The sequence below is a fragment of the Mesorhizobium sp. KACC 23794 genome, assembly GCF_052180275.1.
Taxonomy (GTDB): domain Bacteria; phylum Pseudomonadota; class Alphaproteobacteria; order Rhizobiales; family Rhizobiaceae; genus Kumtagia.
In genome coordinates, this window is the sequence record NZ_CP197465.1 from 3882729 (window position 1) to 3907704 (window position 24976).

Sequence of the window (24976 nt, forward strand, 5' to 3'; positions counted from 1 at the left end):
CATGCAGCCGGCAAAAAAACGCCCTCCCCGCGTCGGCGACAGTTTGGCCGTGCGCCGCACGCTGATCGGCTTCGTGCTTGTCGTCGGCGCGCTGCTCATCCTGGCGCCGCTCATCGTCATCTTCGCGCAGGCCGCTTCGCTCGGCCTCGACGGGTTTGCAAAGACCATCGCCCATCCGGACACCCGCCACGCCATCATGCTCACCGTGGTCACCGCGCTGATCGCCGTGCCGATCAACACCGCCTTCGGCATAGCCGCGGCCTGGGCGATCACCAAATTCGACTTTCCGGGCCGCCGATTCCTGCTGGTGGTGATCGAGATTCCGTTCTCGATCTCGCCCATCGTCGCCGGCGTGGCCTATCTGTTCGTCTATGGCCTGCAAGGTCTGCTAGGCCCCTTGCTGCAAACATACGACATAAAAATCCTGTTCGCGCTGCCCGGCATTGTGCTGGCCTCGATGTTCGTCACCGCGCCCTTCGTGGTGCGCGAGCTTGTGCCGCTGATGCAGGCGCAGGGCCGCGACCTGGAGGAAGCCGCGACCTCGCTCGGCGCGTCGGGCTGGCGCACCTTCTTCTCGGTCACGCTGCCCAACATCCGCTGGGCTCTGCTCTACGGCGTGGTGCTGTGCAATGCCCGCGTCATGGGCGAGTTCGGCGCCGTCTCGGTCGTGTCGGGCAACATTCGCGGCCAGACCAACACGCTGCCGCTGCACATCGAGTTGCTCTACCACGACTACCAGACCGCCGGCGCCTTCGCCGCCGCCTCGATCCTCACCGTGCTCGCGCTTGTCACCATCGTCGCCAAGGTCCTTTTGGAACGCCAGGGCGCCGGCCGCGCCCACCGCCCGGCGCTCGCCGCGCCCACTGGAAAATCCGCATGAAGATCCGCCTCGACAAGGTCGTGAAGACATTCGACACGTTCCGCGCCGTGCACGGCGTGTCGCTCGACATCGAGAGCGGTGAGCTGCTGGCCCTGCTCGGCCCTTCCGGTTCCGGCAAGACCACCATCCTGCGCATGGTGGCCGGCCTCGAATACGCCGATGGCGGGCACATCTATTTCGGCGACCAGGACGCCACAGACATTCCGGTGCGCGATCGCGGCGTCGGTTTCGTCTTCCAGCATTATGCGCTGTTCCCGCACATGACGGTCGCCGAAAACATCGCCTTCGGCATGAAGGTCTCTAAGGTGCGCCGTTCGCCCGCCGAAGTTTCCGCGCGGGTCGCCGACCTGCTCAGGCTGGTCAGGCTGGATGGCCTCGGCGAGCGTTTTCCAACCCAGATTTCCGGCGGCCAGCGTCAGCGGGTAGCCTTGGCCCGTGCCCTTGCCGTCGATCCAAAGGTTCTCCTGCTCGACGAACCGTTCGGCGCGCTCGACGCCAATGTGCGGCGCGATCTGCGCCGCTGGCTGCGCGAAATCCACGGCGAACTCGGGATCACCACCATCTTCGTCACCCACGACCAGGAAGAAGCGCTCGACCTCGCCGACCGTGTCGTCATCCTCAACGAGGGAAAGATAATCCAGCAGGGAACGCCGGAAGAGGTCTGCCGCAACCCGTCCTCCGCCTTCGTCATGAAATTCCTCGGCGATACCAACCGGCTTTCAGGCAGCGTGAAAAACGGCGTCGCTTCGATCGGCGGCATCACGCTGGACGCCGCCGGTTGCCCCGATGGTTCGGCGGAGGTCTATGCGCGTCCGGGCGACCTCGACTGGTCGCGCGAAAGCGGCATTCCGGCCACGGTGCTGCGTGTCGTGGATCGCCCCGATGGCCGGCGGCTTGTCGCCCGCACAACCGGCGGCGAGACGGTGGAACTCGACGTGCCACCCGAAACCGTCGTGCGCGCCGGCGACGAGGGTTTTCTGCAAATCGTTCGGATGAAGGTTTTTGCCGCCTGAACGATCCCTACCGAAGACGTGACATTCGGCGGACCATGGCTTCCCTATATCCTATCTTTTCTATAGACTTTAAGCATCGCTTGTCTTCCTCACGCTCACGCCAATGAGACAGACTTTGCCGGAAAGTTACCTTCCCCAGTGCCAAATTTGCACCGCAAGCCGCGAAAATGACGAAAAATCAACGCATTTGCACTTGTTTATAGATTCACTGGAATTTATCCGTATCGGACGCAGTCCATCGATCGGGTATCCGGGACGATCGGTTTTTATCTCAGGCAACGCAAAGACAGTTTTCGAAAATGCTCACGAAAAAAGGCAAGTATGGGCTGAAGGCCCTGATCCACTTGTCGCAGATGCCCGAAGGCCAGCTTGCATTCGTCAACGACATCGCCACGACGAACAACATCCCGAAGAAATTTCTGGATGCCATTTTGGGCGAGTTGCGCAATGCCGGCTTCGTGCAGAGCCGCAAGGGCAAGGACGGCGGCTACCGCCTGTCGCGGTCGCCGGCGGAGATCAAGATCGGCCACGTCGTACGCGTGCTGGACGGCCCGCTCGCGCCCATCCCCTGCGCCAGCCACACGCAATACCAGCGCTGCGAGGATTGCGACGAGGCGACCTGCCAGGTCCGCCACATGATGCTGGAAGTCCGCCACGCCATCGCCTCGGTGCTCGACAACCGCAGCCTTGCCGAGATGCGCGACGCGGCCAACGACGACGTCGCGGCGCTGTTGAAGTATCACGCCTGAGCGGCTTTTCTCCGCGATCAGCCGGACTGGAGGCTTTCGACCGTAATCGTCGGCGCGGCCTGTCGCTGCCCTGCCGGGTATCTCTCCCCCTAAACGGTCATCAGACTCGTATAGGTGGCTTGAGGAGGTTTGAGCCTGCCCGGACTTTAATTTCCCCACCGGCGAGGCATGGATTCCCGACACTCTCCGCTCCGCTCCGCTTCGCTCACGAGGTCGGGAATGACGACATCATTTGCGTTTTGGCCCCTCTCCAAAGTTGGCGATTGGCGGAAGCAGATCATGAAGTCTGTCATTCTCGACCTCGTGAGCGACCGAAGGGAGCGGAGAGTGTCGGGAATCTATGTCTCACCGGCAATGAAATCAGAAGCTTTGCAGAATTCTCCCTTAGCACCCTGAGAGTTTTGGACCCAAACGTCGCAAGCGATTTTTCGGATAAGCACGAGTGCAGGCTCGCCAATAACTCCCTGCAACGTATCAAAGAGGTCCGAGCATGACCGCCCGCGCCTCGATTGCCATCATCGGCGGCGGCGCCAGCGGCGTGTTGATCGCCGCGCATCTCCTCAAATCGCAAAACCCCGACCTGCGCATCACCCTGATCGAAAAAGCGTCGGCCTTTGGCCGCGGCCGCGCCTATTCGACCGCCCTGCCCGACCATGTGCTCAACGTCAGCGCAATGGGCATGAGCGGTTATGCCGACGATCCCGAGCATTTCTGGCGATGGGCGCAGGCGACGGGCATCGTCACCGACGGCAATCCTGCCGTCTACCTGCCGCGCGCCGTCTACGGGCGCTACCTCGAAGAACTGCTCCAGGACAATCTTAAGCGCGAACGCGAAACGGGCCGTTTGCGGCTCCTGCATGAAACCTGCCTCGGCGTATCGCCGACCGCGTCCGGCGTCGACGTGAAACTCGCCAACGGCACCAGCCTCGCCTGCCATGCCGTCGTGTTGGCGGTCGGTCACGACGAGGAGCCTTCCCCCGAGCATCCGCTCGCAATTCGCATCGGTTCGCCGGCCGACACGCCGCTCGACGCCGACGCGCGGGTCATGATCCTCGGCACCGGGCTCAGCATGATCGACGCCTGGCTGACGCTGGAGCATCGCGGCCATCGCGGCGAGATCGTCGCCGTGTCGCGGCGCGGCCTGATGCCGTCCACCCACCGCAAGGGCAAGCCGATCCGGCTCGACGTCGCCGACATTCCGCTCGGCACCGACCTGTCCTATTTCGTCGGCTGGCTGCGCGACCTGATCCGCCAGACCCAGGCCGCCGGCGGCGACTGGCGTGATGTGCTGGACGGGCTGCGCCCCTTCAACCAGCGCATCTGGCAAAGCTGGCCGGCCTCGGCAAAACGCCGCTTCGTCGAGCACACGAAAGCCTGGTGGGACATCCACCGCCACCGCACGGCGCCGCCGATCCATGAACGTCTGAAGAAAGCCGTCGAGGCCGGCCGCATCCGGCTGGTCGCCGCCAGGGTCGACAGCATGGCCAGGGACGACGGCCGGATCGCGGTCGGACTGGTTCGCCGCCATTCGCAAACCGCCGAGACGGTTGCGGTCGACCGCGTCTACGACTGCACCGGCATCGCCAAGGACGTGTCGGCGGGATCGATCGCCGTGGTGCTCGACCTCATCGAGCGCGGGCTCGCCCGTCCCGACCCCTTGCGGCTCGGTCTCGACGTCACCGAAAATTGCGCCGTCATCGGCGAGACCGGCGCGGCGTCCACCAAACTCTTCGCGGTCGGCCCGCTGACCCGCGGCACATTCTTCGAGATCGAAGCGATCCCCGACATCCGCGCCCAATGCGCCCGGCTGGCCAAGGTGCTGGTGGGCGGGTAGAGGACTTGTCGGGGGCTAAGCGACGAGTTGGTCACGAAACTTCAAAGGCCGTGAACGCCGCAGCTGAATCGGAGCCTGCCGGCAACGCCGCACCATCAAAAAGCGGTGGTTCGACGGGTTTTCGGGCACTCACGTGGAGCCCGCCACGCGGCTTTCGTTCGGCCGGCGCGACAAGCTGCTGAAATCCTATGATTTTCAGGACTTCACGCAATTCCGAACGCGCTGCCCAACCGTAGCCTCCGTCCCGAACAATCGAGCCGACAATATTTGAAAATCAATGCCTTGCGGCTTTCGACTCGCTTGCAGTCCATGCCGGAGGCGCATCGGCCGGCTGCGGCCATGCCGTTTCCCGGCCGTCGCGCCGCGCGGCGGAATTGCGGATGATCGGGATGACGTGCTCGCCGAAATCCGCGACCGCTCCGCGATCGTTCAGGCCGCCGATCATGAACTCGCGGACACCCAGGGAAACATAGGGCAGAAGCGCCAGCGCGATGCGTTCCGGGGAGCCGGCGCGGATCGCGGAACCCAGATCACCCGCGCTGTCGGCGTTTTGCCGCCGGGAGAACCGGTCGAAGCGCAGCGGCAGCGCAAACTTCGGCTGCCCAGCCCTACCGCATTCCAGGGCCGCCTGGCGAACCCGCTCTACGATGTGGCGGATGTGGTCGGGCGTCGCGAAAGGCAGCTCGAAAACGTCAGCGTGGCGGCCGGCAACCCGAAAGGTCGTTCCCGACAAGCCATTCATCCGCAACGGGATTTCCGCGCCGCGTGGTCCCTTGGGCGCGACGAAGCCGTTACGGACACTATAAGCTGGACCCTCGTGGTCGATCGGTCTGTCGTTCGTCCAGAGACGCTTCAGCAGCACCAGATATTCGTCGGTTCGTTGCAGGGTCTCGACATGGCTGGCAGGCTCGCCGTCGCCTTGCGTCGCGGTCATAACGCGGATCGACAGGCGACCTCCGCCGATGGAATCGATCGCCGCCAGCTGCCGGGCCGCAACCGCCGGTTCGATCGCGCCGGCCCAATGCGTCAGCGAAATATCCAGCGCGCCGGTGCGGCGCATCGCCTGCGCGGCAAGGTCCATGTTGGTCAGAAGACCACCCGCGTCATCGACCACGATACGATCGAAGCCGGCATTCTCGATTGCCGCCAGCATCTGCTCGCTCTCGCGAAGATCGAAGAAGAACGGCGTAGCCACCTCGCCGACGGCGGCGAGAGACGGTCCGGGAACATGCGTGAATTCGATATGCATAAAAGTTCCTCCGTCATTTCAACGTCTTGGCGACGCACGACACACTGAAGAACTGTGAACCGACCCTTCAAAGGTTCATGAAACGGGGTGCAGGCTGGCCTCAGGGGATGAGGCCCAGCACCAGGGCCGCGGCGAAGGCGATCGCCGCAATGAAAACGGTATGAGCCGCCAGGGAAGCAAGGGAGCCGTTACGCGGCGACGCCGCGCGTGGTGCAGTCCGGTTTCCGCCGAGATGATCTATATTCGCCATGGCAGCCTCCTCTTTCATTGTTAGTCTATGAAATTGGTAGAATTTGTCTATTCCGATTTTTCGCCGATTCAGGCATTTTCATGCTCGGAAACAACGTCGAAACAGAACGATCTTTCAAACATGCGCCTCATCGCGCAGACGCTCCACGCAGAGCGCCCGCATGAGGAACGCAGCCTCGGCATAGACGGCGTCGTCGGAGAGGTCGGCCGCGCGTTTGCCCAGCACCTCCCTGACAGCGCCGAGGGTCCGCGACGGGATGAGATCCGTGCACGTGCGCATGCGGCCGAACACGGAGCTTATCAGGATCGGCCTGCCCTCGAATTCCACCGCGGGTTCGTCGCGGTTGAGGCCCCATTCCTCATAGGCATCAAGCGCTTCCTGAAATGCCTGATGCAGGAAGATAGGGGCATGTCCTTCATGCAAGGGGGGAAGAACTCGTGTCATGGTATTCTCCTCGCTCGATTTTTTGCAAAACCACCTGGAAGACACGACCTTCCGGTGGTGTATAACGCCCCCGCGCGCAAAAGGTTGTTGCCCAGAAAAGTGGTGAACGGCCTTACCAATGGCCGTTCATGCAAAAGCCCCAATAGAAGCTCTCGTCGCGCACACGGCGATCGTCGTCGCCGGTCCTTGCCGCTGCATCGGCAGGTCTTTCCGCCGCCAGAGGATTCAAGGCAGCACGCAGACGGTCCAGGAGAGACCGGGTGGTGTTTTCGGTCGTCTGTGTCATCGTCAACTCCTCATCAGGCGACAGCGGGATGGTTGGTTGGCAGAACGGCACTTGCGTAACGAAGTATGACTCGACATTTCAGGATGTCAACAATGTCTACTAATTTTGTAGAAAATCGAATCCGCACAATGACTTAGAGGCTCCCTCCGGCCCGGCGCCCCCATCAACCGAAGCGCAGGCGGCGCAAAATCAGCATCCGGACCTCGCGATCCGAATCCCATTCGGCCAGCCACAGACGCAAAACACGCAAACTGATTCTGCAGAACGGCTTCTAAATGGAGGAATTTTGCTTCGAGGACGCCCATTCGCCGTGAGAAGAGAACGTGCCCGCAACAGGATGCCGGGCTTGCCAGTTTGCTGCTACATCTAGCCGTGAAGCGCAGGACGGATCAGGGAGGTTTGACGATGAACGACCACACCGGAAAGCGCAACGACAGAAGCCGGCTGCGGCCGCCTTACCGGTCGGTGCTGGATCTGATCGGTGAAACGCCGGTGGTCGAACTGACGCGCTTCGACACCGGCAAATGCCGGCTGTTCATCAAGCTGGAAAGCCAGAATCCCGGCGGTTCGATCAAGGACCGCATCGCCCTGTCGATGATCGCCGATGCGGAACGGTACGGCCGCCTCATCCCGGGCGGCACCATCGTCGAGGCCACGGCCGGCAACACCGGCCTAGGTCTGGCGCAGGTCGGAATCCCAAAAGGCTATCACATCATCCTCGTCGTTCCCGACAAGATGTCGCGTGAAAAGATCCAGCATTTGCGGGCGCTTGGTGCCGAGGTTCGGATGACGCGCTCCGACGTCGGCAAGGGCCATCCGGAATATTACCAGGACATGGCCGAGAAGATCGCAGCCGGAATCCCGGGCGCCTTCTACGTCAACCAGTTCGCCAATCCGGCCAATCCGCTGGCGCATGAGACGACCACCGGGCCGGAAATCTGGAGCCAGCTTGGCGAGGATGTCGATGCGGTGGTCGTCGGCGTCGGCTCCGGCGGCACGCTGACGGGCCTCGGCCGCTATTTCGCGAAGGTCTCGCCGAAGACCGAGATGGTGCTGGCCGACCCGGTGGGCTCGGTGCTGGCCCCCTATGTGAAGACGGGCAAGATGGAGGAGGCCGGAAGCTGGACCGTCGAAGGCATCGGCGAGGATTTCATTCCGCCCAATGCCGACCTGTCCTTCGTGAAGAAGGCCTATTCGGTTACCGACAAGCAGAGCATGCTGGCCGTGCGCGACCTTCTATCACGCGAGGGCATCCTTGCCGGCTCATCGTCGGGCACGCTGCTGTCGGCGGCGCTGCGCTATTGCCGCGAGCAGACCGTGGCGAAGCGCGTGGTTACCTTCGTCTGCGACAGCGGCAACAAGTACCTGTCGAAAGTCTTCGACGACTTCTGGCTGGCCGAACAAGGACTTGCCGAGCGCGAGCAGCATGGCGACCTGCGCGACCTCGTCGCCCGCTCGCACCGCGAAGGCGGCACCGTGCTTGTCGGGCCGGAGGACACGCTGCTGACGGCCTATGGCCGCATGCGCCGCGGCGATGTCTCGCAGCTTCCGGTGCTCGAGAACGGAAAACTGATTGGAATCATAGATGAAAGCGACATTCTTGCCGTGCTGGAAGGCCCGTATGACGGCCGCTGGGACCGCTTCAATGCGCCGGTGCGCTCCGCCATGACCGCCGACCTGCATACACTGCAGACCACCCAGACGCTGGATGCGCTGCTGCCGGTGTTCGAGCGCAACGAGGTCGCCATCGTCTTCGACGGCGACGAATTTTTTGGCCTGATCACTCGGGTCGACCTGATCAACCATCTGAGGCGCAACCGATGACTGTCAAGAACCGCCTGGCCTTCTCGACCCGCACCATCCATGGCGGCCAAAGCCACGATCCGACCACCGGCGCGGTGATGGTACCGATCTACGCAACCTCGACCTATGGCCAGCAGAGCCCCGGCGTCCACAAGGGCTTTGAATACGCCCGCAGCCAGAACCCGACACGCTTCGCCTTCGAGCGCGCTGTCGCGGACCTTGAAAGCGGCACGGCGGCGTTCGCCTTCGCATCCGGCCTCGCGGCGATCGCGACCGTGTTCGAACTGCTCGACAGCGGCGCCCATATCGTCGCGACGGACGACATCTATGGCGGCACGTTTCGCCTTCTCGAACGGGTACGCAAACGCTCCGCCGGCCTTCAGGTCACGTTTGCCGACTTCACCGATCTCAAGGCGGTCGAGGCGGCGATCCGGCCCGAGACGAAGCTGCTGTGGTGCGAGACCCCGACCAACCCGCTGCTGAAGATCGTCGATCTCGAAGGCGTGGCTGCGCTGGCGAGGCGGCACAACCTGCTCTCGGCCGCCGACAACACGTTCTGCAGCCCCTATATCCAGCGGCCCCTTGAACTCGGCATCGACATCGTCGTGCACTCGACCACGAAATATCTGAACGGCCATTCCGACATGGTCGGTGGCGTGGCGGTGGTCGGCGACAACCGCGACCTCGCCGACCGGCTGAAATTCCTCCAGAACGCGGTCGGCGCGATCTCCGGGCCGTTCGACAGTTTTCTGGCGCTGCGCGGCCTGAAGACGCTGGCGCTGCGCCTGGAGCGGCATTCGGCGAACGGCTTGAAGATCGCGAACTGGCTGGAAGCGCGAAAGGACGTGCGCCGCGTCATCTATCCGGGCCTAGAAAGCCATCCCCAGCACGAGATCGCCAAAAGGCAGATGTTTGCATTCGGCGGCATGATCTCGGTGGAATTCGACCGCGACCTGGCAGACACCAAGCGTTTCCTCGAGCACACGCAGTTGTTCACGCTGGCCGAAAGCCTTGGTGGCGTCGAAAGCCTGATAGAGCACCCTGCCCTGATGACCCACGGCTCGATCCCGGCCGAACAGCGCGCCGCAATCGGCATTTCGGATTCGCTGGTGCGGCTGTCGGCCGGCATCGAGGATGGCGACGACCTGATCGCCGATCTGGAGCAGGCGCTGAAAGCGTAGGGCTACTTGCCTCGCGCAATGCGCTGTTTGTGCACAGCGCTTTTCGATACTCCGGTTTAAATCCTCCGTTCGCGCCGTATCATGGCGACGAATCTGGAGACGATCCGAGATGGCCAGAAAAGCCAAAAAGCGCGCACCGGGAAAGCGGCACGCCCCGAACTTTGGGCCTATGTCGATCGATCCGGATATGCTGCAGCAATTGTTGTCCGCGCTGGAGGGACATGGCGCGCAGGATGCGTCGCTTGCCGAGGAAATCCAGACCTACATCGCCGGCTTGGTCGATGACTATGCGGGTGAAAGCGACGGCCAGGAAGCGTTCGTCCGCGCCACCGACCTGCAAAACCTCCTGACCGAGATACGCATCGCCGCCAATGGTGGCGATCGGGATGCACGCGGGGAGTTGGAGGAAGGACTTGCAGTCGTCGAGGCTGCCGCGGAAGCCGGCGATCTGCCGGGGCACGCGATCATGACGTTGTTCCAGATATTCGGCGAGGCGGAGGTCGATCCGGGCGACGCGCTGCGAACGGCCCTGCTGGTCAACGTCGAGGCCGTCAGCCAATCGGATGTGCCTGTCCAACGCCTTTCGGACGCTGCCGCGGACCTGGCGGGGCTGGATGAGGACGTTGCGCAGACGTATTTCGCCGCCTTGATCCGCTATATGCCGAAGTCTGTGCGTTGCGACCTCGTGCATGCCTTGAGTGGGCGGGTGGAGGATACAGCGCGGACCATTCTGCTGGGATGCCTGCTCGATCCCGATCCCGACCTCGTGCGCATAGCTGCCGAGGGACTGATCGCCAGCGCCCGCAATGCGCCGGTACCGAGCCGCCTGGTGGAGCGCCTGGTGCTGATCCGGGGACTGGTGCCGGCTCCAATGCACCCGGCAGTCGATGCCGCCATCGCTGCCTTGCGGCCAAAGGCATCCGCGCCGGTCGCGCGCGAGCAACTGCAACTGGTCAAATGCACCGCCTCGATATGCGACGGCGCGGGCGCCCAGTCGCTGCTCGCGCTGATGCGCCGGGGCAAGAGCCACGTGATGGTCAGCTTCATGGTCAAGACCCATTCGGGCCTGGCCGACGCAATGGTGCTCAATGATTTTTCGAAGCGCGAGTTTGACGGGATCGCCAAAGGAATGGGCCTTGTGATCGTGCCGGTGTCCCTGGCACTTATCCAACGGCGCCTGGCGATCGCCCTGGCCGTCAGCCACGAAAAGGGCGCCGCGGCGACGTTCGGCTTCGTCCACGCGCTGGAGGCCCTTGGAATTGCGGCATTGCGGCCAGATTCGACCGAACCGGAGGCCCTGCTGGACGAGCTTTTGGAAAGCCCATCGCTCATGCCGCTGACCCTGGCGGACGCTGCGAGCCGCCTCGACGATACGGAGTTGACGGACACCTGGTTCGAAGCCGGCCCGGATTGCGACGAGCGGCTCGACCGACTGCGCGGCGCCAAGCAGCGGCATAAGGCAGCACTCGCCTATATCGAGAAGCGGCGGGCTTTTTGGGCCTCGCAATGCGCAAGCGTGGCGCTCGTCCTGCGCGACAGCGGCAAGCCGTTCGGTCCGCTCTGGCAAGACTTCGCGGTCGTCGGCAAACATTTCGCCGGCCGAGAACCTATAGCCGACAATCCGCTTGCCCAGGCAATGGCTCAACGCACCGTCGAGGCGCACGACGGTCGGAGGTATTGATGATTTTGCCGCTAGCCGGAAATTCGTCTTCCGGCATCGCGTATCGGTAGCGATCCAGTACCTGCTATCGACTTGGAGAATCCTGAAACTGAAAAAGGCCGCCGGGTCGCCCCGACGGCCTTTCCGTTTCGATAACTACGCCGCGCTTACTCGGCGGCGTTGGTCATTTCCGTCAACATCGGCGTTGCGACTTCCGCGCCCGAGGCCTTGCGGCGCTCGTCGAGGATGAGTTCGTCGCGCGAGGTGGCGATGCGCCGGATCTGGCTCATCGTGCCGCCGGTGCCGGCCGGGATTAGCCGGCCGACGATGACGTTTTCCTTCAGGCCCTGCAGCGTGTCGACCTTGCCGGCGACGGCCGCCTCGGTCAGCACGCGGGTGGTCTCCTGGAAGGAGGCCGCCGAGATGAAGGACGGCGTCTGCAGCGAGGCCTTGGTGATGCCGAGCAGCACCGGTTGGCCTTCCGCGGGCTTCTTGCCTTCCTCGATCAACCGCTCGTTGATCTCGTCCAGTTCGATCGAGTCGACATGGTCGCCCGGGATGTAGGTCGAGTCGCCCTGTGCGGTGATCTCGATCTTCTGGAGCATCTGGCGGACGATCACCTCGATGTGCTTGTCGTTGATCGACACGCCCTGCAACCGGTAGACTTCCTGGATCTCGTTGACGAGGTAGGAGGCAAGCGCCTCCACGCCCTTGATCGCCAGGATGTCGTGCGGCGCGGGGTTGCCGTCCATCACGTAGTCGCCCTTCTCGATGGCGTCGCCGTCCTGGAGATGGAACGGCTTGCCCTTCGGGATCAGGTACTCGACCGGCTCCAGCGTCGAATCATGCGGCTCGATGATGATCCGGCGCTTGTTCTTGTAGTCGCGTCCGAAGCGGATCGTGCCGTCGATCTCGGCGATGATGGCATGATCCTTCGGACGGCGCGCCTCGAACAGCTCGGCCACACGCGGCAGACCGCCGGTGATGTCCTTGGTCTTGGCCGATTCCATCGGGATACGCGCCAGCACGTCGCCGGGCCGCACCATCGAGCCGGGTTCCACCGACAGGATGGCCTCGACCGAGAGCAGGAAGCGGGAGTCGCCGCCCTTCGACAGCTTGCCCACCTTGCCCTTGGAGTCGAGGATGCTGATGGCCGGCTTCAAGTCCGAGCCGCGCGGCGTCGACCGCCAGTCGATGACCTCGCGCTTGGTGATGCCGGTCGACTCGTCGGCCGTTTCCTGCACGGAAATGCCGTCGACCAGATCCTCGTACTGCACGCGGCCCTCGATTTCGGTCAGCACCGGGCGGGTGTAAGGATCCCACTCGGCGACACGCTGGCCGCGCTTCACCTTGTCGCCCTCGTCCACGAACAGACGCGAGCCGTAGGTGATGCGGTGCGTGGCACGTTCCTTGCCGGCCTCGTCCATGATCAGCACCGCCATGTTGCGGCCCATGGCCATCAGCTGGCCATCGGAGTTACGCACCACGTTGCGGTTGCGGATCTGCACCGTGCCTTCGTACGAGGCTTCGATGAAGGAGCTGTCGACCACCTGCGCCGTGCCGCCCATGTGGAAGGTGCGCATGGTAAGCTGGGTGCCCGGCTCGCCGATCGACTGCGCGGCGATGACGCCGACCGCTTCGCCCTGGTTGACCGGGGTTCCGCGCGCCAGGTCGCGTCCGTAGCAGACCGCGCACACGCCGACCTTGACCTCGCAGGTCAGTGCCGAACGGATACGGATCGACTGGATCGCGGCCTTCTCGATCGCCTCGACGTCCCGCTCGTCCATCAGCGTGCCGGCCTTGACGATCAGATCGCCGGAGACCGGATGGTTGATGTCGTCGAGCGCCGTGCGGCCGAGAACACGCTGGCCGAGCGTCGCGACGACCTGGCCGGCGTCGACGATCGGTTGCATGGTGAGGCCCTTGTCGGTGCCGCAATCCACAGCGTTGACGATGCAGTCCTGCGCCACGTCGACGAGACGGCGTGTCAGGTAGCCAGAGTTCGCGGTCTTCAACGCGGTGTCCGCGAGGCCCTTGCGGGCGCCGTGGGTCGAGTTGAAGTATTCGAGAACGGTCAGGCCCTCCTTGAAGTTCGAGATGATCGGCGTCTCGATGATCTCGCCCGACGGCTTGGCCATGAGGCCGCGCATGCCGGCAAGCTGACGCATCTGGGTCGGAGACCCGCGGGCGCCGGAGTGCGACATCATGTAGATCGAGTTCATCGGCTTCTGACGGCCGCTGTCCAGGAACTCGACGGCCTTGATGCGCGCCATCATCTGGTCGGCGACTCGCTCCGAGCACTTCGCCCAGGCGTCGACAACCTTGTTGTACTTCTCGCCCTGGGTGATCAGGCCGTCATTGTACTGCTGCTCGTATTCCTTGGCGAGCGCCTCGGTCCGGGCGACTTCGCCCGCCTTGGTGTCCGGAATGACCATGTCGTCCTTGCCGAACGAGATGCCCGCACGGCAGGCGTGGCCGAAGCCGAGCTGCATGATGCGGTCGCAGAAAATGACCGTCTCCTTCTGGCCGCAGTGGCGGTAGACGGTGTCGATCATCTTGGAGATGTTCTTCTTGGTCATCTCCTGGTTGGCGGTCTCGTAAGGCACGTTGACGTTCTTCGGCAGAAGCTCGCCGATGATCATACGGCCGGGCGTCGTGTCATAGATCTTCGACACGACCTTCCCGTCCTTGTCGACGGACTTGAAGCGGCCCTTGATCTTGGCGTGCAGCGTCACCGCCTTGGTGTCGAGCGCGTGCTGGAGTTCGCCCATGTCGGCAAACACCATGCCTTCGCCCGGCTCGTTCTGGTTGACGATCGATAGATAGTAGAGACCGAGAACCATGTCCTGCGACGGCACGATGATCGGCGCGCCGGAAGCCGGGTGCAGGATGTTGTTCGTCGACATCATCAGCACGCGGGCTTCGAGCTGAGCTTCCAGCGACAGCGGCACGTGAACCGCCATCTGGTCGCCGTCGAAGTCGGCGTTGAAGGCCGTGCAGACCAGCGGGTGAAGCTGGATCGCCTTGCCTTCGATCAGGGTCGGCTCGAACGCCTGGATGCCCAGGCGGTGCAGCGTCGGCGCGCGGTTCAGCAGAACCGGATGCTCGCGGATGACCTCGTCGAGGATATCCCAGACTTCCGGCTTTTCCTTCTCGACCAGCTTCTTGGCCTGCTTGACGGTCGAGGAATAACCCTTGGCGTCGAGGCGGGCGTAGATGAACGGCTTGAACAGTTCGAGCGCCATCTTCTTCGGCAGGCCGCACTGGTGCAACTTCAGTTCCGGACCGGTCACGATGACCGAGCGGCCGGAATAGTCGACGCGCTTGCCGAGCAGGTTCTGGCGGAACCGGCCCTGCTTGCCCTTCAGCATGTCGGAGAGCGACTTCAGCGGACGCTTGTTGGCACCGGTGATGACACGGCCGCGGCGGCCGTTGTCGAACAGCGCGTCCACCGCTTCCTGAAGCATGCGCTTCTCGTTGCGGATGATGATGCCCGGCGCGCGCAATTCGATCAGCCGCTTCAAACGGTTGTTGCGGTTGATGACGCGGCGGTAGAGGTCGTTCAGGTCCGAGGTGGCGAAGCGGCCGCCATCGAGCGGCACCAGCGGGCGCAGGTCCGGCGGGATGACCGGGATGACCTTCATGATCATCCACTCCGGACGGTTGCCGGACTCCAGGAAGTTCTCGACCACCTTGAGGCGCTTCAGCAGCTTCTTCTGCTTCAGTTCCGAGGTCGTCGAGGCAAGCTCGGTGCGCAGCTCGCCGGCGATGGAGTCGAGCTTCATCTCGGCCAGCAGCGCATGGATCGCCTCGGCGCCGATCATGGCAGTGAACGAATCCTCGCCATATTCGTCGACGGCGATCATGTAGTCCTCTTCCGAAAGGAGCTGGTGCTCCTTCAGGGCGGTGAGGCCAGGCTCGGTGACAATGTAGTTCTCGAAATACAGGACGCGCTCGATGTCCTTCAGCGTCATGTCGAGCAGCGTGCCGATGCGCGACGGAAGCGACTTCAGGAACCAGATGTGGGCGACCGGCGCGGCCAGCTCGATATGGCCCATGCGCTCGCGGCGGACGCGCGACAGCGTGACTTCCACGCCGCACTTCTCGCAGATGACGCCCTTGTATTTCATGCGCTTGTACTTGCCGCACAGGCACTCGTAGTCCTTGATCGGGCCGAAGATGCGCGCGCAGAACAGGCCGTCACGCTCGGGCTTGAACGTGCGGTAGTTGATGGTCTCCGGCTTCTTGATCTCGCCGAACGACCAGGACAGGATCTTGTCCGGGCTGGCGAGCGATATCCGGATGGAATCGAACACCTGGGCCGGGACGTTGTTGTTGAAGAGATTCATGACCTCTTGGTTCATGCCGTTCTCCTTCTCGGGACCGAGATCCCTTTAAAATTCGCTCGGGCGGGTTGCGCCCTCTTTCGATCCGCTCGAACGCCGCCGCCACGCGCGCGCAATCGGACAATCCTTCGCGGCCGGGCCTCCGGCCGTCTTTTCGGCGCCGCCGCGGAACCCTGAGGGCTCCGCGGCGAAAGCCGTTCTCTACTCGGCCGCGTCGCGCATGCGCGGCACCGGCATGTCTTCGACCGCCGTATTCTCCAGTTCGACATTCAGGCCGAGCGACCGCATCTCCTTGACGAGCACGTTGAAGCTCTCCGGGATGCCGGCCTCGAAGCTGTCGTCGCCACGGACGATCGCCTCGTAGACCTTGGTGCGGCCGGCCACGTCGTCCGACTTCACCGTCAGCATCTCCTGCAGCGTGTAGGCGGCGCCGTAGGCTTCGAGCGCCCAGACCTCCATCTCGCCGAAGCGCTGGCCGCCGAACTGCGCCTTGCCGCCCAGCGGCTGCTGGGTGACCAGCGAGTACGGACCGATCGAGCGCGCGTGGATCTTGTCGTCCACGAGGTGGTGCAGCTTGAGCATGTAGATGTAGCCCATCGTCACCTTGCGATCGAACGGCTCGCCCGTGCGCCCGTCATAGAGCTGCGACTGGCCGCTGGAGTGCAGGCCGGCCTGTTCGAGCATCTCGTTGATGTGGGCCTCGTGCGCGCCGTCGAAGACCGGCGTCGCGATCGAGACGCCGCGCTTCATCTGCTCGCCCAGCCGCACGATCGACTCGTCGTCGAAGCGCCGCACCGGCTCGTTGCGGTCATTGTCGGGGATGATCGACTCGATCGTGTCGCGCAGCGGCTGGATCTTGCCACCCGCCTTGTACGCCTCGACCAGATCGCCGATCTTCTTGCCCATGCCGGCGCAGGCCCAGCCGAGATGCGTCTCGAGGATCTGCCCGACATTCATGCGGCTCGGCACGCCGAGCGGGTTGAGCACGATGTCGGCATGGGTGCCGTCCTCGAGGAACGGCATGTCCTCGACCGGGACGATGCGGCTGACCACGCCCTTGTTGCCGTGGCGGCCGGCCATCTTGTCGCCGGGCTGCATCTTGCGCTTTACCGCCACGAAGACCTTGACCATCTTCATGACGCCAGGAGGCATCTCGTCGCCGCGCTGCACCTTCTCGACCTTGTCCATGAAGCGCTGCTCGAGCGCCTTCTTGGAATCGTCGTACTGGCCGCGCAGCGCCTCGATCTCGCGCTGCAACGCCTCGTCTTCCGAGGCGAACTGCCACCACTGCGACCGCGGATACTCGACCAGCAGCTCCCTCGTAAGGGTGGTGCCCTTCTTGAAGCCCTTCGGTCCCTGCACCGCTTCGCGGCCGACGATCATGTCGGAAAGGCGCGAATAGACGTTGCGGTCGAGGATCGCCTGCTCGTCGTCGCGGTCCTTGGCGAGGCGTTCGATCTCCTCGCGCTCGATCGCCATGGCGCGTTCGTCTTTCTCGACGCCGTGGCGGTTGAACACGCGGACCTCGACCACCGTGCCGTAGGTGCCCGGAGGCATACGCATGGAGGTATCGCGGACGTCGGACGCCTTCTCGCCGAAGATGGCGCGCAGAAGCTTCTCTTCCGGCGTCATCGGGCTTTCACCCTTCGGCGTGATCTTGCCGACCAGGATGTCTCCCGGCTGCACTTCCGCGCCGATATAGACGATGCCGGCTTCGTCGAGGTTCTTCAGGGCCTCTTCCGAAACGTTCGGAATGTCGCGCGTGATCTCTTCCGGCCCGAGCTTGGTGTCGCGGGCCATGACCTCGAATTCCTCGATGTGGATCGAGGTGAAGACGTCGTCCGAGACGATCTTCTCGGAGAGAAGGATCGAATCCTCGTAGTTGTAGCCGTTCCACGGCATGAACGCGACGAGCACGTTGCGGCCGAGCGCCAGATCGCCGAGATCGGTCGACGGACCGTCGGCGATGATGTCGCCCTTCTCGATCCGGTCGCCCATGCGCACCAGCGGACGCTGGTTGATGCAGGTGTTCTGGTTCGAGCGCTGGAACTTCATCAGACGGTAGATGTCGACGCCGGACTTGCCCGGAAGCAGGTCCTCGGTGGCGCGGATGACGATACGGGTCGCGTCCACCTGGTCGACGATGCCGGTGCGGCGGGCAGCGATCGCGGCGCCGGAGTCGCGGGCCACGATCGGCTCCATGCCGGTGCCGACGAACGGAGCCTCGGCGCGCACCAGCGGCACGGCCTGACGCTGCATGTTCGAGCCCATCAGGGCGCGGTTGGCGTCGTCGTTTTCCAGGAACGGGATGAGCGCGGCTGCGACCGACACCATCTGCTTCGGCGACACGTCCATCAGGTCGACGTTCTCGCGCGGCGTCATCATCACCTCGCCGGCATGCCGGCAGATGACGAATTCTTCCGTGAACGAGCCGTTCTTGTCGAGCTGGGCGTTGGCCTGCGCAACATAGTGCTTGGCCTCCTCCATCGCCGACAGGTAGACGACGTCGTAGGACACCTTGCCGTCGATGATCTTGCGGTACGGGCTTTCGATGAAACCGTACTTGTTGACGCGGGCGAAGGTGGCGAGCGAGTTGATCAGGCCGATGTTCGGGCCTTCCGGCGTCTCGATCGGGCAGATACGGCCGTAGTGGGTGACGTGAACGTCGCGCACTTCGAAGCCGGCGCGCTCACGGGTCAGGCCGCCCGGTCCAAGCGCCGACAGGCGGCGCTTGTGGGTGATCTCCGACAGCGGGTTGGTCTGGTCCATGAACTGCGACAGCTGCGAGGAGCCGAAGAACTCGCGCACGGCGGCGGCCGCCGGCTTGGCGTTGATCAGGTCCTGCGGCATGACGGTGTCGATCTCGATCGACGACATGCGCTCCTTGATCGCGCGCTCCATGCGCAGCAGGCCGACGCGGTACTGGTTCTCCATGAGCTCGCCAACCGAACGCACCCGGCGGTTGCCGAGATTGTCGATGTCGTCGATCTCGCCCTTGCCGTCGCGCAGTTCGACCAGCGTGCGGACGACCGCGATGATGTCCTCCTTGCGCAGCACGCGCACGGTGTCCTCGGCCTTGAGGTCGAGGCGCATGTTCATCTTGACGCGGCCAACGGCCGACAGGTCGTAGCGGTCGCTGTCGAAGAACAGCGAGTTGAACATGGCTTCCGCCGTGTCGATCGTCGGCGGCTCGCCCGGGCGCATGACTCGGTAGATGTCGAACAGCGCGTCCTGGCGGCTCTCGTTCTTGTCGACGGCCAGCGTGTTGCGGATGTAGCCGCCGATGTTGATGTGGTCGATGTCGAGGATCGCGAACTCGTCCTCGCCGGTCGACAGCAGCACCTTCAGCGTCTTCTCGTCGATCTCGTCGCCAGCCTCGAGGTAGATCTCGCCGGTCTGGTAGTTGACGATGTCCTCGGCGAGGTAGCTGCCGACGATATCCTCGTCGGTCGCCTTGATCGCCTTCAGGCCCTTGTCGGCCAGCTGCTTGGCCTGGCGCGCGGTGATCTTCTTGCCGGCCTCGACCACGACTTCGCCGGTATCGGCGTCGACCAGGTCGTTGACCGCCTTCAGGCCGCGGAAGCGGTCGACATTGTACGGGATGCGCCAATGGTCGCCCGAGCGGCGATAGGTGATCTTGTTGTAGAAGGTCGACAGGATCTCCTCGCCGTCCATGCCGAGCGCCATCAGCAGGCTCGTTGCCGGCAGCTTGCGGCGGCGGTCGATGCGGGCGTGCACGACATCCTTGGAATCGAACTCGATGTCGAGCCACGAGCCGCGGTACGGGATGACGCGCGCGGCGAACAGCAGCTTGCCCGACGAGTGCGACTTGCCCTTGTCATGGTCGAAGAAGACGCCCGGAGAGCGGTGCATCTGCGAGACGATGACGCGCTCGGTGCCGTTGATGATGAAGGTGCCGTTCAGCGTCATGAGCGGCATGTCGCCCATGTACACGTCCTGCTCCTTGATGTCCTTGATGGACTTGGCGCCAGTATCCTCGTCGATATCGAACACGATGAGGCGCAGCGTCACCTTCAGCGGCGCCGCAAAGGTCAGGTCGCGCTGACGGCATTCATCGACGTCGAACTTCGGGCCTTCGAACTCGTACTTGACGAATTCGAGCATCGAGGAACCGGAAAAATCGGAAATCGGGAAGACCGACTTGAAAACAGCCTGCAGACCCTCATCCGGACGGCCGCCCTTGGGCTCGTCCACCATCAGGAACTGGTCGTAGGATGCCTTCTGCACCTCGATGAGGTTCGGCATCTCGGCAACCTCCGGGATGTTCCCGAAGAACTTGCGTACGCGTCTGCGGCCATTGAATGTCGCGGTCTGGGCCATCGTCGCTCCTTGCTCGCTTGGGGCGCGTCCAACCGGCACGCCTTGCATGTAAGGACCCCGGCAGGCCAGGGTCAGTCCTAAAACGGGAGAAAACCCGTTTCCTGAAAGCCGTCACGCGGCCTTCAGGAAAGAGGTTTTCGAAACATCCCCCAATACGCGGGGACCGGCGGACGGATTTCCGTCCGCCGGCAGCCGCAGTACTTACTTCAGCTCGACCTTGGCGCCGGCTGCTTCCAGCTGGGCCTTGAACTTGTCGGCGTCGGCCTTGTTGACGCCTTCCTTGACCGGCTTCGGAGCAGCTTCGACCAGATCCTTGGCTTCCTTGAGGCCGAGGGCGGTGATCGCACGCACTTCCTTGATGACGTTGATCTTCTGCGCGCCGGCGTCCACGAGGACGACGTCGAACTCGGTCTTCTCTTCGACCGGAGCGGCAGCAGCGCCACCACCGACAGCGGCGGCGGCAGCCACCGGAGCGGCAGCGGAAACGCCCCACTTCTCTTCCAGCAGCTTCGAAAGCTCGGCAGCCTCGAGGACCGTCAGGCTCGAAAGGTCGTCTACGATTTTGGCGAGATCAGCCATTTTGATTTTCCTTCAAGAAGTTTGAACACGTGTTGATGAGGATAGCGAGGAACGGCCTCACGCCGCCTCGTCCTTCCGGGCATAAGCGCCGATAACGCGGGCAACGGATGCTGCCGGCGCATTGACGATCTGGGCGATCCGGGTTGCCGGGGCGACGATGAGCCCCACCAGCTTGCCGCGCAGCTCGTCGAGCGACGGGAGCGTGGCCAAAGCCTTCACCCCGTCGGCGTTGAGCGCGGTCGATCCCATCGCGCCTCCGAGAATGACCAGCTTGTCATTCCCCTTGGCGAAATCGGAGGCGACCTTGGGCGCCGCAATCGGATCCTCCGAATAGGCGATCAGCGTCTGTCCCTTGAACAGATCGATGATGCTTTCGGATTCCGTACCCTGAAGAGCGATGCGGGCGAGACGGTTCTTCGCGACTTTGACGGTGCCGCCGGCAGTACGCATCTTCGAGCGAAGATCGTTCATCTGCGCGACGGTGATACCGGCATAGTGGGCCACGACCACTGAACCGGCGCCCTTGAAGGCGTCGTTCAGGCCCGTGACGAGTTCGCGTTTTTCCGCTCTGTCCACTGCCTATCTCCAGTTGACCTCCGTCCGTTGCCGGAACGAAGATCGGGTTGCCTTTTGCCGCCCGGGTCATCCATACGGATCACCCGAACGACGTTCGAGGATCCTGTCCCCTTTCGTTACGACGACCGTCTCGACGGCCGGCGTGCGGACAAAAGGCAAACACGGTTCAAACCCTTCATCGGGGCTGCGACACCCCTTTGTCCGGTTTTCACCCGTCTCATGCAGGCCCATGCGAATTAAGGACCAGGACAAACCTGGACCGCCTGCAATCTCGGACAGGATAGTCCGGAAGCGTTCGTCTGCTTCCGCAGCCCGGGCCGATGGTCTGGCCCGGAATTCGTTGGAAGGCCCGCGCTCTCGCAGCCGGCCTTCAATCGGATCATCAGACTGCGCTGAGGCTCGCCAGATCGACCTTGAGGCCGGGGCCCATGGTGGAGCTCACCGACATCTTCCTCATGTAGATGCCCTTGGCGCCGGTCGGCTTCGCCTTGTTGACGGCATCGGCCAGCGCGCGAACGTTCTCCTCCAGCGCATTGATCTCAAACGAGACCTTGCCGACGCCGGCGTGGATGATGCCGGCCTTCTCGACGCGGAACTCGACGGCGCCGCCCTTGGAGGCCTTGACCGCGGCCGCGACGTCCATGGTCACCGTGCCGACCTTCGGGTTCGGCATCATGCCGCGCGGGCCGAGCACCTTGCCGAGACGGCCGACCAGCGGCATCATGTCCGGCGTGGCGATGCAGCGATCGAAGTCGATCGTGCCCTTCTGGACAATCTCGACCAGATCCTCCGCGCCAACGATGTCGGCGCCGGCAGCCTTGGCTTCGTCGGCCTTGGCGCCCCTGGCGAAGACGGCGACGCGGACCGTGCGGCCCGTGCCGTTCGGCAGGTTGACCACGCCGCGAACCATCTGGTCGGCATGGCGCGGGTCGACGCCGAGGTTGAGGGCGACTTCGATGGTCTCGTCGAACTTGACCTTCGAGCGGTCCTTCAGCATCTTGATCGCCTCGCCGAGCGAGTACGACTTGTTCGGATCGACGCCCTCGCGGGACTTTTCTACGCGCTTTGCAAGCTTTGCCATCGTCTTAGCCCACCACTTCCAGGCCCATCGAACGGGCGGAGCCTTCAACCATGCGCATGGCGGCCTCGACGTCGTTGGCGTTCAGATCCTTCATCTTGGCGGCGGCGATTTCGCGCACCTTGTCGCGGCTGATCTGGCCGACCTTGGTCTTGCCCGGCTCCTTCGAGCCCGACGAGAGGTTCGCCGCCTTCTTCAGGAAGTAGCTCACCGGAGCCGTCTTCATGACGAAGGTGAAGGACTTGTCGACGTAGTAGGTGATCACGACCGGAACCGGCGATCCCTTCTCCATCTCCTGCGTCTGCGCGTTGAACGCCTTGCAGAATTCCATGATGTTGATGCCACGCTGACCAAGCGCCGGACCGATGGGCGGAGACGGCGTTGCCGATCCTGCCTTGACCTGGAGCTTGAGCTGGCCCGCTACTTTCTTAGCCATCTCTCTACTGCCTTTGTTTCATGCCGGATGCCCGGCGGTTGCAGTCTGGTGGTCCGGAAGCCACGGCCGGCTAAAGCCGCTCTCCCTCCCACCGCATGACGACAACGATCCCGCCGTCGCCGCTCCGGCGCCCGAAGGGCCGGAACTTCCGGATCAGCCCTTCTCGACCTGACCGAATTCGAGATCGACGGGCACGGCGCGCCCGAAGATCGAAACTTCCACCTTGAGTCGCGCCCGCTCCATGTCGACTTCCTGGACGAAACCGTTGAACGAGGCGAACGGACCATCCGACACTCGCACCGCCTCTCCGATCTCGAAGGTGACCGACGGCTTTGGCCGCTCGACACCCTCCTGGACCTGATGCAGGATGCGCTCGGCCTCCTTGTCGGTGATGTGCATCGGCTTGGCCGTATGCTTGTCCTCGCCGAGGAAACCGGTGACGCGCGGCGTGTTCTTGACGAGACTGATCACCGCGTCGTTGAGCTCGGCCTTCATCAGCACGTAGCCCGGAAAGAATTTCCGCTCGGCATCGACCTTCTTGCCGCGGCGCACTTCCACGACCTTCTCGGTCGGAACGACGATCTGCTCGATCTTCTCGCTCAGGCCCTTCTGCTTGGCCTTGTTCTCGATATCCTCCGCGACCTTCTTCTCGAAGTTCGAATAGGCATGGACGATGTACCAGCGCGCCGTCATCAGCAGTTCTCCGTAAACGCCGGTATCAGCGGCCGAGGCCGAGGATCAGGTCGATGCCAAGGGCCATCAGCTGGTCGGCGGCAAAGAAGAAGATCATCGCTATGACGGCGAAAACCACGACCATGACGGTCGAGATCAACGTCTCGCGCCGCGACGGCCACGTCACTTTCGCCGTCTCGGACCTTACCTGCTGGAGGAAGGTAAAAGGATTGGTGGTCTTCGATGCCATCTGCCGCTCTGTTCCGCAGGCTCCGAAGAGCCCCATTCCGTCCCGTTGGCCGGGATTGCCGCTGCAAGAAATCGAAACGCGACCGAATCGTCTGGAGGCGTTTCAACCATGCAATTATGACGCGCAAAGCCGGATGTCCAGCTCCACGCGCCGCGTGTCTGTCGTCACTACATAAAACCGAATCCCGACACTTGCAAGGGCCGAACCGGTCTTACCTCCAAACACCTTGCCCGGAACCATCCAATCGTCCCGCGGTCAGGCTATGGCTTACACAGCGCCCCTATGGCGCCAGAAGTGGCAGGGGCAGCAGGGCTCGAACCTGCGACCTGCGGTTTTGGAGACCGCCGCTCTACCAACTGAGCTATACCCCTATTGCGCGCTGCTATTTCACAAAGCGGAGGAGAACTCAAGTGCGGTTTCGAGCGACTCGTCACCGTCGCCACCAAGCCTCGAGACGCAGGCCGCTCGGCGCTCGGGAACCGGGCTGCAAACCCGATGGGTCCGGCCGCTCATCATTCTTGAATTTTAGCAATCCCTAATTCTCCAGATCCATCGTCGTGAAAACACGACAATTGTCCGGCGCCGGGAATGTCTTGCATATGGCGCTGCCGGTTATGCTCTCGACGGCCCTGGTGCCCGTTATCAGTCCGGACGCCTTCAACGGCGCCATGTCGAGATTGCTGTCCGGCGGGGTCTTCAGCGCGTCGAGCAGGCTTGGGCCGACGCCCATCTCCTTCAGATACGCCAATAGTTTGCGTTCCGCCGCCTTGCTCATCTTCGGGTCCGTGAGACGGACATGGAAGATGGCTTGATCCGGAACGATGCGTTCGACGCCGCCAGCGAGCACCAACGTGCACTCTGCCGCGCAATGTCCTCGCGAAAGCGCTTGTCCGAAAAAATCCGCGCCCTTCCCGTCGTTCGCCCTGCAGTCCTTTTCGTCCGGACGGCAGCCCGTGAACATGGTTCTGCCAACCGCGACATCCAGCCCGCCGCGCCGGATGATCCGCCCCAATTCCATCGCGGCATCGCGGTTCCCGCCGGACGAGAACAGGATTATCGGCAATTTGCGGCCGCCCAGTGTCTTCAGCGTGGCTTTCAGAAGCGCCGGCGTCTTGGCGCCGACCGCACCTTCCGCCGAAATCCATTCCGGGCAGGTCGGCTCGCAGGCGGTATCGTTCGTCCGCACGACCGCGAATCGCATGGGCCAGGGCTGCTGCGCCGCCGAGTCGGCTGCCAGCAGGCTCGACGTGAGCGCAACGCACAGCGCCGGCATCGCCAGGATGGCCCTCAACGCAAGATGGCTGCCGAAAAATCTCGCCGGCATCGGAAATCGTAACGAACGTCGCAGT

Annotated in this window: 20 protein-coding genes and 1 tRNA gene; 7 read left to right on the forward strand and 14 right to left on the reverse strand. The window is 63.3% G+C overall.

The genetic code is table 11. The features are described 5' to 3' along the window. Position 1 precedes the first annotated feature (1 nt). From cysW to ACSBOB_RS19035, 4 genes are all read left to right on the forward strand, one after another. On the forward strand, positions 2–880 hold the full coding sequence (gene cysW / locus ACSBOB_RS19020) for a sulfate ABC transporter permease subunit CysW (protein ID WP_442577660.1): 879 nt from the start codon (positions 2–4) through the stop codon (positions 878–880). Then, the gene (locus ACSBOB_RS19025) at positions 877–1893 is read left to right on the forward strand and encodes a sulfate/molybdate ABC transporter ATP-binding protein (protein ID WP_442577661.1); all 1017 of its coding nucleotides are present in this window, start codon (positions 877–879) and stop codon (positions 1891–1893) included. The genes cysW and ACSBOB_RS19025 overlap by 4 nt, the downstream gene beginning before the upstream one ends. Before the next feature lie 299 nt (positions 1894–2192). Continuing rightward, positions 2193–2642 carry an RrF2 family transcriptional regulator gene (locus ACSBOB_RS19030; protein WP_442577662.1) on the forward strand — a complete coding sequence of 150 codons (450 nt, stop codon included), beginning with the start codon at positions 2193–2195 and terminating at the stop codon, positions 2640–2642. 490 nt (positions 2643–3132) lie between these two features. Beyond that, the gene (locus ACSBOB_RS19035) at positions 3133–4476 is read left to right on the forward strand and encodes an FAD/NAD(P)-binding protein (RefSeq protein ID WP_442577663.1); all 1344 of its coding nucleotides are present in this window, start codon (positions 3133–3135) and stop codon (positions 4474–4476) included. A 274-nt stretch (positions 4477–4750) separates the two neighbouring features. Here the strand turns inward: ACSBOB_RS19035 and ACSBOB_RS19040 are convergent, their stop codons facing one another. From ACSBOB_RS19040 to ACSBOB_RS19055, 4 genes are all read right to left on the reverse strand, one after another. Continuing rightward, positions 4751–5725: an LLM class flavin-dependent oxidoreductase gene (locus ACSBOB_RS19040; RefSeq protein ID WP_442577664.1), complete on the reverse strand. Its 975-nt coding sequence runs from the start codon at positions 5723–5725 to the stop codon at positions 4751–4753. A gap of 100 nt (positions 5726–5825) precedes the next feature. Further along, complete coding sequence (locus ACSBOB_RS19045) at positions 5826–5975, reverse strand: hypothetical protein (RefSeq protein WP_442577665.1); 150 nt, start codon at positions 5973–5975, stop codon at positions 5826–5828. Positions 5976–6089: 114 nt separating this feature from the next. Then, complete coding sequence (locus ACSBOB_RS19050; RefSeq protein WP_442577666.1) at positions 6090–6419, reverse strand: hypothetical protein; 330 nt, start codon at positions 6417–6419, stop codon at positions 6090–6092. Between the two features lie 112 nt (positions 6420–6531). Beyond that, on the reverse strand, positions 6532–6705 hold the full coding sequence (locus tag ACSBOB_RS19055; RefSeq protein ID WP_442577667.1) for a hypothetical protein: 174 nt from the start codon (positions 6703–6705) through the stop codon (positions 6532–6534). Between the two features lie 405 nt (positions 6706–7110). Here ACSBOB_RS19055 and ACSBOB_RS19060 point away from each other — a divergent pair, with 405 nt between their 5' ends. The 3 genes from ACSBOB_RS19060 to ACSBOB_RS19070 all read left to right on the forward strand — a co-directional run bounded on the left by ACSBOB_RS19060 (position 7111) and on the right by ACSBOB_RS19070 (position 11370). Further along, the gene (locus tag ACSBOB_RS19060; protein ID WP_442577668.1) at positions 7111–8529 is read left to right on the forward strand and encodes a pyridoxal-phosphate dependent enzyme; all 1419 of its coding nucleotides are present in this window, start codon (positions 7111–7113) and stop codon (positions 8527–8529) included. Then, positions 8526–9689, forward strand: a complete 1164-nt coding sequence (locus ACSBOB_RS19065) for a trans-sulfuration enzyme family protein (RefSeq protein ID WP_442577669.1) — start codon at positions 8526–8528, stop codon at positions 9687–9689. The genes ACSBOB_RS19060 and ACSBOB_RS19065 overlap by 4 nt, the downstream gene beginning before the upstream one ends. Positions 9690–9858: 169 nt before the next feature. Next, entirely contained in the window at positions 9859–11370 is a 1512-nt protein-coding gene (locus tag ACSBOB_RS19070; RefSeq protein ID WP_442577670.1) for a hypothetical protein, read from the forward strand. 146 nt (positions 11371–11516) lie between these two features. On the opposite strand, the gene rpoC is transcribed toward ACSBOB_RS19070, so the two are convergent. The 10 genes from rpoC to ACSBOB_RS19120 form a co-directional block, all read right to left on the reverse strand. Next, positions 11517–15713, reverse strand: coding sequence for a DNA-directed RNA polymerase subunit beta' (gene rpoC, locus ACSBOB_RS19075; RefSeq protein ID WP_442577671.1), 4197 nt, complete (start codon positions 15711–15713; stop codon positions 11517–11519). A gap of 183 nt (positions 15714–15896) precedes the next feature. Further along, the gene (gene rpoB / locus ACSBOB_RS19080) at positions 15897–20036 is read right to left on the reverse strand and encodes a DNA-directed RNA polymerase subunit beta (RefSeq protein WP_442577672.1); all 4140 of its coding nucleotides are present in this window, start codon (positions 20034–20036) and stop codon (positions 15897–15899) included. 201 nt (positions 20037–20237) lie between these two features. Further along, complete coding sequence (gene rplL, locus ACSBOB_RS19085) at positions 20238–20615, reverse strand: 50S ribosomal protein L7/L12 (RefSeq protein WP_442577673.1); 378 nt, start codon at positions 20613–20615, stop codon at positions 20238–20240. Positions 20616–20672: 57 nt separating this feature from the next. Beyond that, entirely contained in the window at positions 20673–21191 is a 519-nt protein-coding gene (gene rplJ / locus ACSBOB_RS19090) for a 50S ribosomal protein L10 (RefSeq protein ID WP_442577674.1), read from the reverse strand. 382 nt (positions 21192–21573) lie between these two features. Further along, entirely contained in the window at positions 21574–22272 is a 699-nt protein-coding gene (gene rplA / locus ACSBOB_RS19095) for a 50S ribosomal protein L1 (protein WP_442577675.1), read from the reverse strand. 4 nt (positions 22273–22276) lie between these two features. Beyond that, a complete protein-coding gene (gene rplK, locus ACSBOB_RS19100) occupies positions 22277–22705 on the reverse strand; it encodes a 50S ribosomal protein L11 (RefSeq protein ID WP_396647925.1) in 429 nt (142 codons plus the stop codon). A 153-nt stretch (positions 22706–22858) separates the two neighbouring features. Beyond that, positions 22859–23398 carry a transcription termination/antitermination protein NusG gene (gene nusG / locus ACSBOB_RS19105; RefSeq protein WP_442577676.1) on the reverse strand — a complete coding sequence of 180 codons (540 nt, stop codon included), beginning with the start codon at positions 23396–23398 and terminating at the stop codon, positions 22859–22861. 25 nt (positions 23399–23423) lie between these two features. Next, complete coding sequence (secE, locus tag ACSBOB_RS19110) at positions 23424–23627, reverse strand: preprotein translocase subunit SecE (protein ID WP_396647924.1); 204 nt, start codon at positions 23625–23627, stop codon at positions 23424–23426. Positions 23628–23922: 295 nt separating this feature from the next. Continuing rightward, positions 23923–23998: transfer RNA gene (locus ACSBOB_RS19115), tRNA-Trp, on the reverse strand. Between the two features lie 164 nt (positions 23999–24162). Then, positions 24163–24951 (reverse strand): hypothetical protein, encoded by a 789-nt coding sequence (locus tag ACSBOB_RS19120; RefSeq protein ID WP_442577677.1) that lies wholly within the window; start codon positions 24949–24951, stop codon positions 24163–24165. Positions 24952–24976 lie beyond the last annotated feature (25 nt).

Excerpts from the sequence above, each read along its gene's own strand:
- cysW (WP_442577660.1), top strand. The coding sequence starts at position 2 with ATGCAGCCGGCAAAAAAACGCCCTCCCCGCGTCGGCGACAGTTTGGCC.
- ACSBOB_RS19025 (WP_442577661.1), top strand. The coding sequence starts at position 877 with ATGAAGATCCGCCTCGACAAGGTCGTGAAGACATTCGACACGTTCCGC.
- ACSBOB_RS19030 (WP_442577662.1), top strand. The coding sequence starts at position 2,193 with ATGCTCACGAAAAAAGGCAAGTATGGGCTGAAGGCCCTGATCCACTTG.
- ACSBOB_RS19035 (WP_442577663.1), top strand. The coding sequence starts at position 3,133 with ATGACCGCCCGCGCCTCGATTGCCATCATCGGCGGCGGCGCCAGCGGC.
- ACSBOB_RS19040 (WP_442577664.1), bottom strand. The coding sequence starts at position 5,725 with ATGCATATCGAATTCACGCATGTTCCCGGACCGTCTCTCGCCGCCGTC.
- ACSBOB_RS19045 (WP_442577665.1), bottom strand. The coding sequence starts at position 5,975 with ATGGCGAATATAGATCATCTCGGCGGAAACCGGACTGCACCACGCGCG.
- ACSBOB_RS19050 (WP_442577666.1), bottom strand. The coding sequence starts at position 6,419 with ATGACACGAGTTCTTCCCCCCTTGCATGAAGGACATGCCCCTATCTTC.
- ACSBOB_RS19055 (WP_442577667.1), bottom strand. The coding sequence starts at position 6,705 with ATGACACAGACGACCGAAAACACCACCCGGTCTCTCCTGGACCGTCTG.
- ACSBOB_RS19060 (WP_442577668.1), top strand. The coding sequence starts at position 7,111 with ATGAACGACCACACCGGAAAGCGCAACGACAGAAGCCGGCTGCGGCCG.
- ACSBOB_RS19065 (WP_442577669.1), top strand. The coding sequence starts at position 8,526 with ATGACTGTCAAGAACCGCCTGGCCTTCTCGACCCGCACCATCCATGGC.
- ACSBOB_RS19070 (WP_442577670.1), top strand. The coding sequence starts at position 9,859 with ATGTCGATCGATCCGGATATGCTGCAGCAATTGTTGTCCGCGCTGGAG.
- rpoC (WP_442577671.1), bottom strand. The coding sequence starts at position 15,713 with ATGAACCAAGAGGTCATGAATCTCTTCAACAACAACGTCCCGGCCCAG.
- rpoB (WP_442577672.1), bottom strand. The coding sequence starts at position 20,036 with ATGGCCCAGACCGCGACATTCAATGGCCGCAGACGCGTACGCAAGTTC.
- rplL (WP_442577673.1), bottom strand. The coding sequence starts at position 20,615 with ATGGCTGATCTCGCCAAAATCGTAGACGACCTTTCGAGCCTGACGGTC.
- rplA (WP_442577675.1), bottom strand. The coding sequence starts at position 22,272 with ATGGCAAAGCTTGCAAAGCGCGTAGAAAAGTCCCGCGAGGGCGTCGAT.
- rplK (WP_396647925.1), bottom strand. The coding sequence starts at position 22,705 with ATGGCTAAGAAAGTAGCGGGCCAGCTCAAGCTCCAGGTCAAGGCAGGA.
- nusG (WP_442577676.1), bottom strand. The coding sequence starts at position 23,398 with ATGACGGCGCGCTGGTACATCGTCCATGCCTATTCGAACTTCGAGAAG.
- secE (WP_396647924.1), bottom strand. The coding sequence starts at position 23,627 with ATGGCATCGAAGACCACCAATCCTTTTACCTTCCTCCAGCAGGTAAGG.
- ACSBOB_RS19120 (WP_442577677.1), bottom strand. The coding sequence starts at position 24,951 with ATGCCGGCGAGATTTTTCGGCAGCCATCTTGCGTTGAGGGCCATCCTG.